Genomic DNA, 13,360 nt, shown 5'->3' with positions numbered 1-13,360 from the left:
GGGGTGAGGGGGTCCGCCCCCACAATGACAAGATGATCGGGTGAGAGCCAGCGAACTGCGGATGATCCTGGGTGGCCGGGACTTCCGTCGCCTGTATGCGACTCGGGTGACCTCGCAGCTCACCGATGGGCTCTTCCAGGTGGCGCTGGCCGGTTACGTGTTCTTCTCGCCGGAACGGCAGACCTCGGCGGGCAAGGCGGCGGCCGCGTTCGCGATCACGCTGCTGCCGTATTCGGTGCTGGGGCCGTTCGCCGGGGTTCTCATCGACCGGTGGAAGCGGCGGCAGATCCTGGTGTGGGCGCCGGTCGTACGGGCCGTGCTGGTCGCACTGGTCGCGGCGCTCGTGGCGGCGGGCCAGGACGGCGTCGTCTTCTTTGTCGGCGTGCTGGTGGTGCTGGGGGTCAACCGGTTCTTTCTGGCCGCGCTCTCCGCCGCTCTCCCGCACGTGGTCACGCGGGAGCAGTTGGTGACGGCCAACGCGTTCTCCGTCACGTCCGGGACGGTCATCGCCTTCGTGGGTGGTGGGATCGGTTACCTGCTGCGGAACGTGTTCGGCGGCGGGAATTCGGGGACCGCGCTGATCCTGGTGTGCGCGGCCGGGCTGTTCCTGCTCGCGGGTCTGGTCGCGACGTCGCTGCCGCGCGGCGTACTGGGGCCCCATCTGGACGAGGCGCTCCCGCAGACGCGGGAGGCGCTCGGCAATGTTCTGCGGGGTCTGGCCGACGGCGGCCGGCACATCGTGCGGCGGCGTCCGGCGGCGCTGGGTCTGGCGGCGATCTCGTACCACCGGTTCCTGTACGGCGTCATCCTGATCATGACGCTGCTGCTGTGCCGCAGCCACTTCGCCGAGGACGCCGACGAGGGCCTGGCCACGTTCGCGCTGATGCTGGGCATCTCGGGGGCCGGTTTCTTCGCCGCCGCGCTGATCACCCCGCTGGTCGTACGCCGGATCAGCAAGCAGGCGTGGATCGCGGCGCTGCTGGCGGCGGGGGCGGTGTCGCTGCTGGTCCTCGCGACGCCGTTCAACGAGCCCCTGTGGGCGGCCGGGGGCTTCGCGCTGGGGGTGGTGTCGCAGGGGGTGAAGCTCTGCGTCGACACGATCCTGCAAGAGGGGATCGACGACGTCTACCGGGGCCGGGTCTTCGCCGTGTACGACATGCTCTTCAACGCGACGTTCGCCGCCTCGGCGGCGGTGGCCGCCGCCCTGCTGCCCGCGGACGGCGTCTCGTACCCGGCCCTGGGGATCGTCATCGCCGCGTACGCGATCGGCGCGGCGCTCTACTGGGGCGCGGTGTCACGTACGCGGGCTGAGCCGACTCCGGTCACCTGAGGCCCTCTCAGAGGGACTCGGCGATCGCGTACATGGCATCGACGATGTGGCCGGTCTCGTCCTCGGTGCAGACGAACGGCGGCATCGCGTAGATCAGCTTGCCGAACGGCCGCAGCCACACGCCGTGGTCCATGGCGATCGACTGGACGTCCACGACGTCGACGGGCTCGCGCGCCTCGATCACGCCGATCGCGCCCAGGACCCGTACGTCCGCGACCCCGGGCAGCTCCCGGGCGTCCTCCAGGCCGGAGGTCAGGATCGCCTCGATCGCGTCGACCTCGCCGCGCCAGTCGCGCGACAGCAGCAGGTCGATCGAGGCGGTCGCGACGGCCGCCGCCAGGGGACTGGCCATGTAGGTGGGGCCGTGCATGAGCGCCCCGGCCTCGCCCGAGGAGATCCCGTGCGCCACCTCGTCGGTGCACATCGTCGCGGCCATCGTCATGTAGCCGCCGGTCAGCGCCTTGCCGACGCACATGATGTCGGGCATCACCTCGGCGTGGTCGCAGCCCCACAGCTCGCCCGTACGGCCGAACCCGGTGGCGATCTCGTCGAGGATCAGCAGCAGCCCGTGCTCGTCGGCCACCGCGCGCAGGGCCTGCAGGTATTCGGGCGCGTAGAAGCGCATCCCGCCCGCGCCCTGGACGATCGGCTCAACGATGATCCCAACCAGCTCGTGCGCGTGCTCGGCGGCCAGCGCCGACAGCTCCGCCAGGTACGCCTCGTCGGGCTCGGCCCCGTACCCCTGAGGCGGCGCGGGCGCGAACACGTGCCGTGCCAGTACGTCGCTGAACAGGTGGTGCATGCCGTTCACCGGATCACAGACGGCCATGTCGCCGAACGTGTCGCCGTGGTAGCCGCCGCGTACGGTCAGCAGCCGGTGCCGTTCGGGCCGGCCCTGCGAGCGCCAGTACTGCAGCGCCATCTTGATCGCGACCTCGACCGCCACCGAGCCGGAGTCGGCGAAGAACACCTTGGTCAGCGGCGCGGGGGACAGCTCGACCAGCCGTTCGGCGAGCTTCACGGCCGGCGGATGGGTCAGCCCGCCGAACATCACGTGCGCCATCTTGCCCAGCTGGCGGGTCACGGCGGCGTTCAGCGCCGGGTGGTTGTAGCCGTGTACGGCCGCCCACCACGACGACATGCCGTCGATCAGCTCGGAGCCGTCGGCCAGCGTCAGCCGGACACCGGAGGCCGACACGACGGGGAGCACGGGCGCGGTCGCGGGCATCGGCCCGTACGGGTGCCAGATGTGCTCGCGGTCGAACTCCAGCAGCCGCTCGGCCTCGGCCGGGCTCATCCGGCCCAGGTTCAGCCCGATCACGACGCCTCCTCGTCCGTACCGGTGATGCCCTGGTCGGCGGCCCAGCGGCGGAGCTCCTCGGCCGCCGCGTCCGGGCCGATCATGCCGCGGTCGAGGCGTACCTCCAGCAGGAACCGGTACGCCTTGCCGACCAGCGGGCCCGGCTTGATGCCGAGGATCTCCTGGATCCCGTTCCCGTCGATCTCCGGCCTGATCGAGGCGAGCTCCTCCTCCTCGGTCAGGCGCTCGATCCGCGTCTCCAGGTCGTCGTACGTGCGGCGCAGCCGGTCGGCCTTGCGCTTGTTGCGCGTGGTGCAGTCGGCCCGGGTGAGCTTGTGCAGCCGGGCCAGCAACGGGCCCGCGTCGCGCACGTAACGCCGCACGGCCGAGTCGGTCCACTCCCCGGTGCCGTACCCGTGGAACCGCAGATGTAGCTCGACCAGCCTCGACACGGCCGTGATGACGTCCTTGGGGTAGCGCAGCTCGGTCAGCCGGCGGCGCGTCATCTTGGCGCCGACCACCTCGTGGTGGTGGAACGACACCCGCCCGCCCGTCTCGAACCGGCGGGTCCGCGGCTTGCCGATGTCGTGCAGCAGCGCCGCCAGCCGCAGCACCAGGTCGGGCCCGTCCTCTTCCTGGGCGATCGCCTGCTCCAGCACGATCAGCGAGTGCTCGTAGACGTCCTTGTGCCGGTGGTGCTCGTCGATCTCCAGCCGCAGCATCGGCAGCTCGGGCAGCACGTGCTCGGCCAGGCCGGTGTCCACCAGCAGCGCCAGGCCCTCACGGGGGTGCTCGCCGCAGATCAGCTTGGACAGCTCGTCCCTGACCCGCTCGGCCGAGACGATCTCGATCCGGCCGGCCATGTCCTTCATCGCCGCCACGACGTCGGGCGCGACGGCGAAGCCGAGCTGGGACGCGAACCGCGCGGCCCGCATCATCCGCAGCGGATCGTCACCGAAGGAGTCCTCCGGCCGGCCGGGCGTGCGCAGCACCCGGTCGCGCAGATCGGTCAGCCCGCCGAACGGGTCGACGAACTCGTGCCCGGGCAGCCGGGCGGCCATCGCGTTCACCGCGAAGTCGCGGCGCCGCAGGTCCTCGTGCAGCGACGTGCCGTACTCCACCTGCGGCTTGCGGGACCGGGGGTCGTACGACTCGCTGCGGTAGGTGGTGATCTCCAGCTGGTGATCGCCCTTGCGCAGCCCGACCGTGCCGAACTCGATCCCGATCGTCCAGATGGCGTCGGCCCAGCCGCGGATCAGCTCCAGGATCCGGTCCGGTGGGGCATCGGTGGTCAGATCGACGTCCGTGCCGGGACGGCGCAGCAGGGCGTCCCGGACGGGACCGCCGACCAGCGCCAGCTCGTGACCCGCGGCCTCGAACCGGGCGCCGAGCTCGTCCGCCACCGGGGCGATCTTGCGCAGCAGCTCGGTGATGGCGACGCGCTGCGTCGGCGACGGCTGCTCTGGGGTCACTTGGTGTTGGGACACGGCCATCCAGCGTATTTGCTCGGGGAAACTGCTGACAAAAGGGTTTCGCCTCCACCCCGCCGACCTCCGGGGCGCTCTCGGGAGCCCCAGGCCCTTCACATGGTGCGATCCCCGGGTTACGTTCTGGACACCCCGAGGACGCCCCGCCGGACCATCGGACCGCAGCCGAGGACTCCCGTAGACGCACAACGGTAGCGGGGAACCATCGGGGCGCGTTCCACTGCGTCGGAAGGGGGCCGGTAGTACGCCGGGCTACGGCGGGGATGAGACCGGGCTCTGGGGGTATGTGGGGAGCTCTCACTACACGGGCCCACCGGGGGGCAGGGACCGAATCCGGGGGGTGTGTGCGGGGACGGATCACCCCGCGGGACGGAGCTGAAGATGAAGGACGCCCTCACCATCCACCGCGCGCTCCTGGAACGCGAGATCCAGCACGAGATCGTCCGGCTGCCGATCGCGATCACCCGTTCCGACGAGCTGCCCAGGGCGCTGGGCCTGCCCGCCGGCCGCTGCCTGGCCACCCGGGTCCTCGCCTGCAACGACGTCCAGCGCGGCCGCCGCTTCCTGGCCGGCGTGATCGTGACGGCCGGGACGAGCCCGCCGGCCGAGCCGGTCCGGCTGGCCCTCGGCGCCCGGCTCATCCGGCCCGCCCGCGCCGACCTGGTCAACGCGGTCACCGAGTACGCCGCCGACCTGGTCTGCCCGCTGCTGCTCCCCGACGACATGCCGGTACTGATCGACGAGGGCGTCGTGGAGGCGCTGCCCCAGGACGACGTCGTCTACACCGCGACCGGTGAGGCCTCGACCGCGCTGGGCATCCGCGCGTCCGACCTGTGCGCGCTGAACGGCGCCAAACCCGTCCGGCTGAGCGACCGGACCGGCGAACGGCCCGACCGTTCCGAGTCGCGCTGGGAACGCCGCCCGCCCTGGAAGTCCAAGTCGGGCCTGCCCGCGCGCCGCCGGCACGGGACGAATTCTCCCCGGACGAGCCCGTCCAGCACCTGACCACGCCCGTTCCGGGTACGCGGCATCCGTCCGGTAGCGACACGCCGTCGGTATCGCCCGGCCTCATCCCCGGCTTCACCCCTCCGCTGGTGCGTACCACGGCCATGAGGTCTCCTGTCTTTACGCGAACCTGAGGTCCCGGACGGCAGAGTTGGGGGCGAAGCGGACGAGGCGGGGCGACCGGCCCGGCGGCCGGAGATCGACGAACGGGGGAGGCGCGTGGAGGGGACGGACCGGCCCGGCGATGGCGCGTTCCCGGGTGCCGGGCGCCCGGGGAGGTCCGGCGGCACCGGCGCCGGGGCTACGATCGACCGCGTGATGCGGGAATGAGAACGGTCCTGTCCGCGGCGGCGGTGACCGCCCTGCTCGCCTGCTTCACCGTGGGCCCCGTCCCCACCGCCTCGGCGACGCCCGCGCTTCCCGCCGCGCCCGTACAACCGGCCGCTGCGGCCGCGCAGCCGGAGAACCCGAGGCCCGGGCGCGGTACGGGCCAGTCCCAGTCCAAGAGCCAGCTCTCGCTCGTCCTCACCAAGGTCACGCCCAAGGCGGCGGAGGCGACCGGCGGCAAGTCCAAGATCACCGTGGCCGGAACGGTACAGAACACCTCGGGCCAGGCGCTGCCGGGCGTGACCGTACGCCTGAAGACCTCGGCACAGCGGATGAGCAGCCGTACCCAGGTCGCCGAGTACGCCACCGGCCAGCCGTCCTCGCTGCGCGGGTTCGCCGATGACCAGCAGCTTCCGCAGGCCGGCGTCGCGGGCGGCAAGGCGTCCTTCTCGCTGAGCACGACCACCGCGACGATCGGGCTGCAGACCTTCGGCGTCTACCCGATCGGCGTGGAGGCGGTGACGCAGACGGGCCAGGTCCTGGCCGGGCTCAACACGTTCATCACGTTCGTGCCGAAGCAGCGGACCTTCAAGCCGCTGTCGGTCGCCTGGGTCTGGCCGCTGATGGGCCGCCAGCACCGCAGCACCGACGACACGTTCCTCGACGACGACCTCGCCGCCGAGATCAAGGCGGACGGGCGGCTGAGCGGGCTGGTCAGCGCCGCCGCCGGCACCCGTACCCCGGTCACCTGGTCGATCGACCCCGCCCTGCTGGACGACGTCCAGACGATGGCGAACGGCCCGTACACGGTGCAGGCGCCCAGGGCCGAGAAGAGCGTCCGCAAGCCCAAGAGCACCGACGCCGCCAACTGGCTGAACGCGCTGCGGTCGGCGTCCAAGAGCGATCCGTACTTCGCCGTCCCCTATGCCGATCCCGACGCCGTCGCGCTGGTCCGGCACAAGATGACCAACCACCTGGCCATCGCGTACGCCAACGCCGGCGTGGCGGGACAGGTCCTCGGCACCCAGCCGAACGCCCAGGTCGCCTGGCCGCCGTCGGGGATGGCCGGGCAGGGCACGCTCAACCAGATGGCGAAGCTGGGCCGGCTGGGCAACAACGGCTCGTTCCTGATGAGCAGCGCCGCGTTCGCCGACCCCGCGCAGGGCTACACGCCGAGCGCGACCACCGCGCTGCCGACCGAGGAGGGCACCAAGCGGACCGTCGTGTACGACGAGACGCTCAACAAGATCGTCAGCGCCGGCACCCGGACGCCCGGCGCGGCGGTGCTCACCGAGCAGCGCTTCCTGGCCGAGACCGCGATGATCACCGCGGAGGCCCCCGAGCTGGCGCGCTCGCTGGTCATCGCCCCGGACCGGCGCTGGAACCCCGCGCCCGCGATGGCCAAGAGCCTGCTGACCTACACCCAGGGCGCGGCGTGGATGCAGGAGACCCCGCTCGACAAGATCGCCAACGCGGAGCCCCAGCAGCGGGTGTTCCGCGGCTACCCCGACTCCATGGAGGCGTACGAGCTCGGCGAGCCGTTCCTGGACGAGGTGGCCCGCATCTCCCGGTCCGCCGCCCGCTTCACCTCGGTGATGTACGAGCCGATCAGGATGAACTACCGGCGCGCGGTGCTCCGGATGGAGTCGAGCGCGTGGCGCGGCAAGTCCCGCTACAGACGGGCCGTGCTCGCCCGGCAGTCGCTGGACGAGCGGCTCAAGGACGACATGGGACGGGTCCGCATCATCATCGGCGACACCAAGCGGGTCACGCTGGCGGGCAGTTCGGGCCGGATCCCGATCACCGTCGCCAACGACCTGCCCAACCAGTCGATCCAGGTCAGGCTGGAGGTCGTCCCGGAGAACACCGCCCGGCTGCAGATCGGCCGGCTGGAGGACCAGGACGATCTGATCACGCTCGCGCCGGGCCAGAAGCAGCCCAGCTTCATCCCGGTACGGTCCGCGGGCAACGGCGACGTCCGGCTGCACCTGCGGCTGAAGTCGGCCGACGACCGGGAGTTCGGCGCGGAGCAGGTCATCACGGTCCGTACCACCGGTTACGGGCGACTCGCACTGCTCATCACCGGTGGCGGACTTGCCGTACTCTTCGTGGGCGTCGGAGTGCGGGCCATGCGAGCAAGGCGCCGCCGGAAAGCGGAGGCAGCCGGTGACGGATCGACCGGAGTGGAACCAGCGGCGACCGGACCGGCAGGTCCCGGGTCCCCCGCCGCAGGGGAACCCGCGGGGCCCGGACCGGCCGGCGGCGACGGACCGGCAGGCGCCGGGGCCGCCGACTTCCAACCACCCACCTGGACAGACGCCTCAGGGCCACCCGGGGCAGGGCCAGGGCCCGCCGGGGCAGGGGCAGCCGGGCCAGGGGCAGCAGCCATGGCAGCAGAATCCGCAGAATCCGCAACCGGGTCCGGGGCGGCACACGAGGCGGCCCCAGGCGCAACCGCCGGCGCAGCCCCCGGGCCAGGCGCCGAACCCGTACCCGAATCCGACGCAGAATCCGGGGCAGGGGCCGGGTGGTCCTCCGGCGGGCGGCACCGGAGCGGCGACGCGGGTTGACATGCCGCTGCCGGGCGGCGCCGCCCCCGGTATCGCGCAGTCGGGCCCGGCCTCCACTCCCGGAACGCCGCCCGGCACCGGAACACCGGCCGCGACCACAGAGGTGAACGTCCCCGGCACTCCGCCCCAGGGCCCCGCGCCGGGTGGCCGGGGCGCCGCCGGGCTGCTCAGGTCCGGCGCGGTCATGGCGCTAGGCACGCTCGCCTCCCGCATCACCGGCTTCCTGCGCACCGCGATGCTGGTCGCCGCGCTGGGCACCGGCGCGCTGGCCGACGCGTACAACACCGCCAACACGGTCCCGTTCATCGTCTACGACCTGCTGCTCGGCGGCATCCTGACCGCCGTCGTGGTGCCGCTGATCGTGCGGGCCAGGGAGCGGGACGAGGCCTACGGCGTCCGCTACGAGCAGCGCCTGTTCACGCTGGCCGTGCTCGGGCTGGCGCTGATGACCGCCGCGGCCGTGCTGCTCGGACCGGTCTTCATCGCCATCTACGGCGGCGCGATGGAGGGCCCGCAGCGCGATCTCGCGGTGCTGTTCGCCCGGCTGTTCGCGGTCCAGATCTTCTTCCTCGGGGTCAGCGCGTTCTCCGGCGCGATCCTCAACACCCGCAAGCGGTTCGCGGCCCCGATGTGGGCGCCGGTCCTGAACAACATCGTCATCATCTGCACGGCCGGCGCGTTCCTGCTGGTCGCCAGCGGCACGGTGGACCCCGGCACGATCACCGACGGCCAGGTGGCGCTGCTGGCCGGCGGCACCATCGGCGGCATGACGCTGCAGACGCTGGCGCTGTGGCCGTCGCTGCGCGGCTCCGGCTTCCGCTGGCGGCCCCGGCTCGACTTCCGCAAGGGCGAGCTGGGCCAGATCGGCAAGATGGCGATCTGGACGCTGGCGTACGTGGTCATCACCCAGATCGGGTTCGCGGTCACCACCCGGCTGGCCAACGCCGCCGGTGTGATGGGCCGCGAGCAGGGACTGGGGGACGTCGGGTACACCCCGTACTTCAACGCCTACCAGCTCTTCCAGCTGCCGTACGCGATCATCGGCGTCTCGGTGATCACGGCGCTGCTGCCGCGGATGAGCGAGCACGCCGCGGCCGGCCGGATGGGCGAGCTGCGCGACGACTTCTCCAGCGGGCTGCGGCTCTGCTCGGTGATCATCCTGCCCGCGGCCGGCCTGATGGCCGTGCTGTCGGACGAGATCGCCGTGGTGCTGTTCGCGCACGGCCAGGCCAGCGTGGCCAACGCGCTGGTCATCGCGGACGTGCTGCGGCTGTTCGCGGTCGCGCTGGTGCCGTTCGCCGCGTACCAGCTCATGCTGCGGGTCTTCTACTCGATGCAGGACACCCGCACGCCCACGTTCATCGGCGCCGGCGTGGTGGTGACCAACATCGCGGCGGCGCTGACCGCGTACGCGGTGCTGCCCACCGACAAGATCATCGTCGGGATCGCGGGCGGCTTCGCCATCGCCCAGACGGTCGGCGCGCTGCTCGGCTGGGCGATCCTGCGCCGCCGGCTGGGCGGCATGGACGGCCGCCGGATCTTCGTGACGTATCTCAAGCTGGCGGTGGCGCTCTGGCCGCTGATCGGTTTCGCGTACGCCACGCACGCCGTCCTGGACGCGGTGCTCGGCCCGGGCCTGGCCTCGGGATTGCTGGCCCTCGCCGTCGGCAGCGCCGGTGGTGGGTTGCTCTACTTCGCCTTCGCACGGATGATGCGTGTGGACGAGGTGGGATCGATGCTCTCCATGATCACCCGTAGGCTTCCCGGTCGCGGGTGAACGGGAGAAGGACGGAATACCGCCGAACGGAACCGAAGAGGAGGAATACCGCCCGCTTTGCTCGGGGGACCCAAGGGAAGCCCCGAGATGCGCGTGACAAAGTACACAGGACGCGCCCCGATAAGGCCGCCGCTCATCAGAGTTAGCACTACCATGTTGGGCAGTACGGCTTGCGGGGCGACACCCTGGGGAACGCAAAAGGAGGGTCGGAGGCGTAAGCTGCCACGCCACGAAAATGGGATCTGACCACCTGTGCAGGACGTTGCCGTGAGCACGTCCGTCATCGAGCCCGGCACGCGCCTCGCCGGTCGCTACCGACTCGAAAAGCGCATCAAGGAGTCAGGCGGCTCCTCGCTCTGGAAGGCCATCGACGAGATCCTGGCCCGTGCCGTGGCCGTCCGGACCTTCGACCCCGACTTCCCTCGGATCGCCGAGGTGGTCACCTCCGCACGTGCCGCGAGCCGGCTCACCGACCCGCGCCTGACCCAGGTGTTCGACGCCGACGACACCGGCGAGAGCGCCTACGTGGTCAGCGAGTGGGTCTCCGGCGAGACCCTGGAGCAGATGCTCGGCAAGGCCCCGCTGGAGCCCGGCCGGGCCGCGACCCTGCTGAACGAGGCCGCCGAGGCCATCGCCGCCGCCCATGAGGCGGGCCTGGCCCACCTGTGCCTGTCCCCGCGCGACCTGGTGTGGACGACCGGCGGCACCGTCAAGGTCCTCGGCATCGCCACCGACGCGGTGCTCGGCGACCGCTACTCCGACGATCCCGCCCGGCAGGACGTCGAGGGCCTGGGCGGCATGCTGTACGCGGCGCTGACCGCCCACTGGCCGGGCGACCCCGAGCGTTCGGGGCTGCCCGCCGCGCCGGAGACCGACGGTGTCCTCAAGGCTCCGCGCCAGGTCCAGGCGGGTGTCCCGTTCGCGGTGGACGCGCTCGTCTGCCGCTGCATCGGCATCGAGATCCCGGGGCAGGAGCAGATCGCCGATCCCGCCGGGCTCGCCAAGGCCCTGCACGGCGTGCCCCGTACGCCGCTGCCGCTGTTCGCCGGGCTCGGCCATGCCCAGCCCGCGCCGGCCAGGCACAACACGCAGGCACAGACCCAGCGCGTACCCGCGCCGGCCCGTCCGCCCGAGCGGCAGGCACCCAACCGGCAGCGGAATCCCCAGCGCCGGCAGCCCCACCAGCACCCGCAGGCACAGCATCCGCAGCAGCAGCGACGGCAGCCGCACGCGCAGCCGCCACCCGCGCCGCCTTCCCGGGGCACCGCCCCCTCGTCCCAGTACGGCACCGCCCCGCACGGGGCCCCCAAGTCGAGCAACCGTGCCCTGCTGGGCATCGCAGCGGCCGCGCTCACCGTCATCGTGGGCCTCGGGGCCTGGGCCATCGGTGGCCGCGGTTCCGGCGAGGGCGAGAATCCCGGGCCCACCGGCAAGAGCCAGTCGTCCCAGCCGGCCAAGCCCCAGACGGGCAAGCTGCCCGTGCAGGAGGTTTCTCCCGCCGAAGAGGGGATCAACGGCCGGCACGACACCGCCATCGGCAAGAACCTCGGTGCCATCACCGACGGCCGCAACGGCGAGGCCTGGGAGACCCAGACCTACAGCGATGTCAACTTCGGCAACTACGCCAAGGGCATGGGCGTGCTGCTCGACATGGGCAAGGCCGTCGAGATCAGCAGCGTGAAGGTCGCCGCCCCCCAGGGCGGCGGCACCCTGCAGCTCAAGGCGGGTGGCCAGCGGGACCTCGGCTCGCTCACCCTGCTCGGCAGCGAGCGGGCCAACTCCGGCGAGACCACCCTCAAACCGGCCTCCCGGACCACCGCCCGTTATGTCCTTGTCTGGTTCACCGAACTGCCGCCGAGCAAGAAGGGCAAGATCAGCGAAGTGACCGTCTACGGGGCCGCCCGCTGAACGGCCCTTCCAGGACCGTCCCGCAAGACGGTGCCAGTCGGTAGTGTGCCTCTGAGCAGATTGTCCCCTTCCCCCAGGATTCAGCGGTGTCGACGCGACCAGGCAGGATCGATCGCACGCATCCGGCGCGGAGCGACGCACACTCTCGTGAGAGCGGGCGCTCATGACGTCGGTGAGCATGCATGTTGATGAGGTACCCGACAAGGAACTGCTCGCCCGGCATTCGCAGGGAGATCCGCACGCGTTCTCCACGCTGGTGCACCGGCATCGCGACCGGATGTGGGCGGTCGCGTTGCGTACCCTCGGCGACCCCGAGGAGGCGGCCGACGCACTGCAGGACGCGTGCCTGTCGGCGTTCCGCGCGGCCGGGCGCTTCCGTGGTGACGCCGCCGTCACCACGTGGCTGCACCGCATCGTGGTGAACGCCTGCCTCGACCGGATCCGCCGCAAGGCCGTACGGCCCGCCACCCCGATGGGCGACGACGCCACCTTCGACGCGGTCGCGCCCAAGATGCCCGACCCGACCGATGCCCACGGGGTGTCGCTGGACGTCGCCACGGCGCTGGAGCAGCTGCCGTTCGAGCAGCGCGCGGCGCTCGTCCTGGTCGACATGATGGGCTACTCGGTCGACGACGCGGCACAGGTCCTGGAGGTACCGGCCGGAACGATCAAGAGCCGGTGCGCTCGCGGCCGGGCCCGGCTGGCACCGCTTCTGATCCACCACAGGAACCGTCGGGACCGCCGGAACGTCTGAGGTGTGGAAGGAGGTGGCATGCCTCAATGAACCCCGCGCATTATGACTACGACACCCTGGCCGATCTGGCCGAGGGAATACTCGAAGACGACCAGGCCGCCTCCGTCAGCGAGCACCTCGAATCCTGCGCCGAATGCCGGGACCGATCCGCCGACCTTGCGGACGTCTCCCGGATCCTGGCGGAGGCACCCGTCCCGTCCATGCCCGCCGAGCTGGCCGCACGCATCGATTCGGCCATCGCCGCCGAGTCGCTCAGCACCGCCACCGTGGTGAACCTGGAACAGCGACGTGGCAGGCGGCACTGGCGGATCCTCTCGGCCGCCGCGGCGACCGTGATCGTGCTCGGTGGCGGAGGGATGGTCGGCAAGATGGCCCTGGACGGCAACGAGCACCAGGCCTCGAACTCACCCCCGATCACGGACAACCAGGACAACGGCCCCCCCGGCGGCGCCGAGCCCTCCGGATCCGCGAAGATGGCGCCGGGTGAGGCCGCAAAGGCAGGCTTCCAGGTCAGCAGCAGCGGCACCGACTACGGGACCGCCACACTCGAGAAGCAGGTCAACGGCACGATCGACCGTACCGGCGAGCTCCGCGCCACGCCCGGCCCCCCCGATGCCAGGCTGGCCGGCTGCGTCGACCGTGTCACCACCGGAAGGGCCCCCGCCCTCGTGGACACGGCCACGTACGAAGGCGGCCCGGCCACCGTGATCGCGGCCAAGGCCACCGGCCAGAACAGGCTGGACGTCTGGATCGTCGGGCCGGACTGCTCCGCTGAAGACACCCAGGTCCGCAAGCACACAACGATTACCAGGCACACCTGACGTACGGTGCCCGGTCCTCCTCCAGAGGGCCGGGCACATCCCCGGAGGCCTGGGCCTGTCTCAAAGTGGCCTCAGCCACCG

9 protein-coding genes are annotated in these 13,360 nt (G+C 71.6%); 7 read left to right on the top strand and 2 right to left on the bottom strand.

The window, feature by feature from the left end; genetic code table 11:
• The first annotated feature begins 40 nt into the window (after positions 1–40).
• On the top strand, positions 41–1,330 hold the full coding sequence (locus ACH34Q_RS39545; protein WP_395988319.1) for an MFS transporter: 1,290 nt from the start codon (positions 41–43) through the stop codon (positions 1,328–1,330).
• 7 nt (positions 1,331–1,337) lie between these two features.
• Here ACH34Q_RS39545 and ACH34Q_RS39540 read toward each other — a convergent pair whose 3' ends face one another.
• Entirely contained in the window at positions 1,338–2,651 is a 1,314-nt protein-coding gene (locus tag ACH34Q_RS39540; RefSeq protein ID WP_395988318.1) for an adenosylmethionine--8-amino-7-oxononanoate transaminase, read from the bottom strand.
• Positions 2,648–4,123 (bottom strand): CCA tRNA nucleotidyltransferase, encoded by a 1,476-nt coding sequence (locus tag ACH34Q_RS39535; RefSeq protein ID WP_395988317.1) that lies wholly within the window; start codon positions 4,121–4,123, stop codon positions 2,648–2,650. The genes ACH34Q_RS39540 and ACH34Q_RS39535 overlap by 4 nt, the downstream gene beginning before the upstream one ends.
• 375 nt (positions 4,124–4,498) lie before the next feature.
• On the opposite strand from ACH34Q_RS39535, the gene ACH34Q_RS39530 reads away from it, so the two are divergent.
• The 6 genes from ACH34Q_RS39530 to ACH34Q_RS39505 all read left to right on the top strand — a co-directional run bounded on the left by ACH34Q_RS39530 (position 4,499) and on the right by ACH34Q_RS39505 (position 13,279).
• Positions 4,499–5,122 carry an aminoacyl-tRNA deacylase gene (locus tag ACH34Q_RS39530; protein WP_395988316.1) on the top strand — a complete coding sequence of 208 codons (624 nt, stop codon included), beginning with the start codon at positions 4,499–4,501 and terminating at the stop codon, positions 5,120–5,122.
• A gap of 326 nt (positions 5,123–5,448) precedes the next feature.
• Positions 5,449–8,019: a DUF6049 family protein gene (locus tag ACH34Q_RS39525; protein WP_395988315.1), complete on the top strand. Its 2,571-nt coding sequence runs from the start codon at positions 5,449–5,451 to the stop codon at positions 8,017–8,019.
• 1 nt (position 8,020) lies between these two features.
• Positions 8,021–9,796, top strand: coding sequence for a murein biosynthesis integral membrane protein MurJ (gene murJ / locus ACH34Q_RS39520; protein WP_395988314.1), 1,776 nt, complete (start codon positions 8,021–8,023; stop codon positions 9,794–9,796).
• Positions 9,797–10,063: 267 nt separating this feature from the next.
• Positions 10,064–11,704 (top strand): protein kinase family protein, encoded by a 1,641-nt coding sequence (locus ACH34Q_RS39515; RefSeq protein WP_395988313.1) that lies wholly within the window; start codon positions 10,064–10,066, stop codon positions 11,702–11,704.
• 163 nt (positions 11,705–11,867) lie between these two features.
• A complete protein-coding gene (gene sigM / locus ACH34Q_RS39510; protein WP_395988312.1) occupies positions 11,868–12,458 on the top strand; it encodes an RNA polymerase sigma factor SigM in 591 nt (196 codons plus the stop codon).
• Between the two features lie 26 nt (positions 12,459–12,484).
• On the top strand, positions 12,485–13,279 hold the full coding sequence (locus ACH34Q_RS39505) for an anti-sigma factor family protein (protein ID WP_395988311.1): 795 nt from the start codon (positions 12,485–12,487) through the stop codon (positions 13,277–13,279).
• Positions 13,280–13,360 lie beyond the last annotated feature (81 nt).

This window comes from Actinomadura sp. 9N407 (assembly GCF_044326315.1).
GTDB lineage: Bacteria > Actinomycetota > Actinomycetes > Streptosporangiales > Streptosporangiaceae > Spirillospora.
Note: the sequence above shows the minus strand (reverse complement) of the source record. Positions and strands in the feature narration are given on the sequence as shown.

What these genes read in the sequence shown, in the direction of transcription:
- ACH34Q_RS39535 (WP_395988317.1), bottom strand. Translation starts at nt 4,123, where the DNA reads ATGGCCGTGTCCCAACACCAAGTGACCCCAGAGCAGCCGTCGCCGACG.
- ACH34Q_RS39530 (WP_395988316.1), top strand. Translation starts at nt 4,499, where the DNA reads ATGAAGGACGCCCTCACCATCCACCGCGCGCTCCTGGAACGCGAGATC.
- ACH34Q_RS39525 (WP_395988315.1), top strand. Translation starts at nt 5,449, where the DNA reads ATGAGAACGGTCCTGTCCGCGGCGGCGGTGACCGCCCTGCTCGCCTGC.
- murJ (WP_395988314.1), top strand. Translation starts at nt 8,021, where the DNA reads ATGCCGCTGCCGGGCGGCGCCGCCCCCGGTATCGCGCAGTCGGGCCCG.
- sigM (WP_395988312.1), top strand. Translation starts at nt 11,868, where the DNA reads ATGACGTCGGTGAGCATGCATGTTGATGAGGTACCCGACAAGGAACTG.
- ACH34Q_RS39505 (WP_395988311.1), top strand. Translation starts at nt 12,485, where the DNA reads ATGAACCCCGCGCATTATGACTACGACACCCTGGCCGATCTGGCCGAG.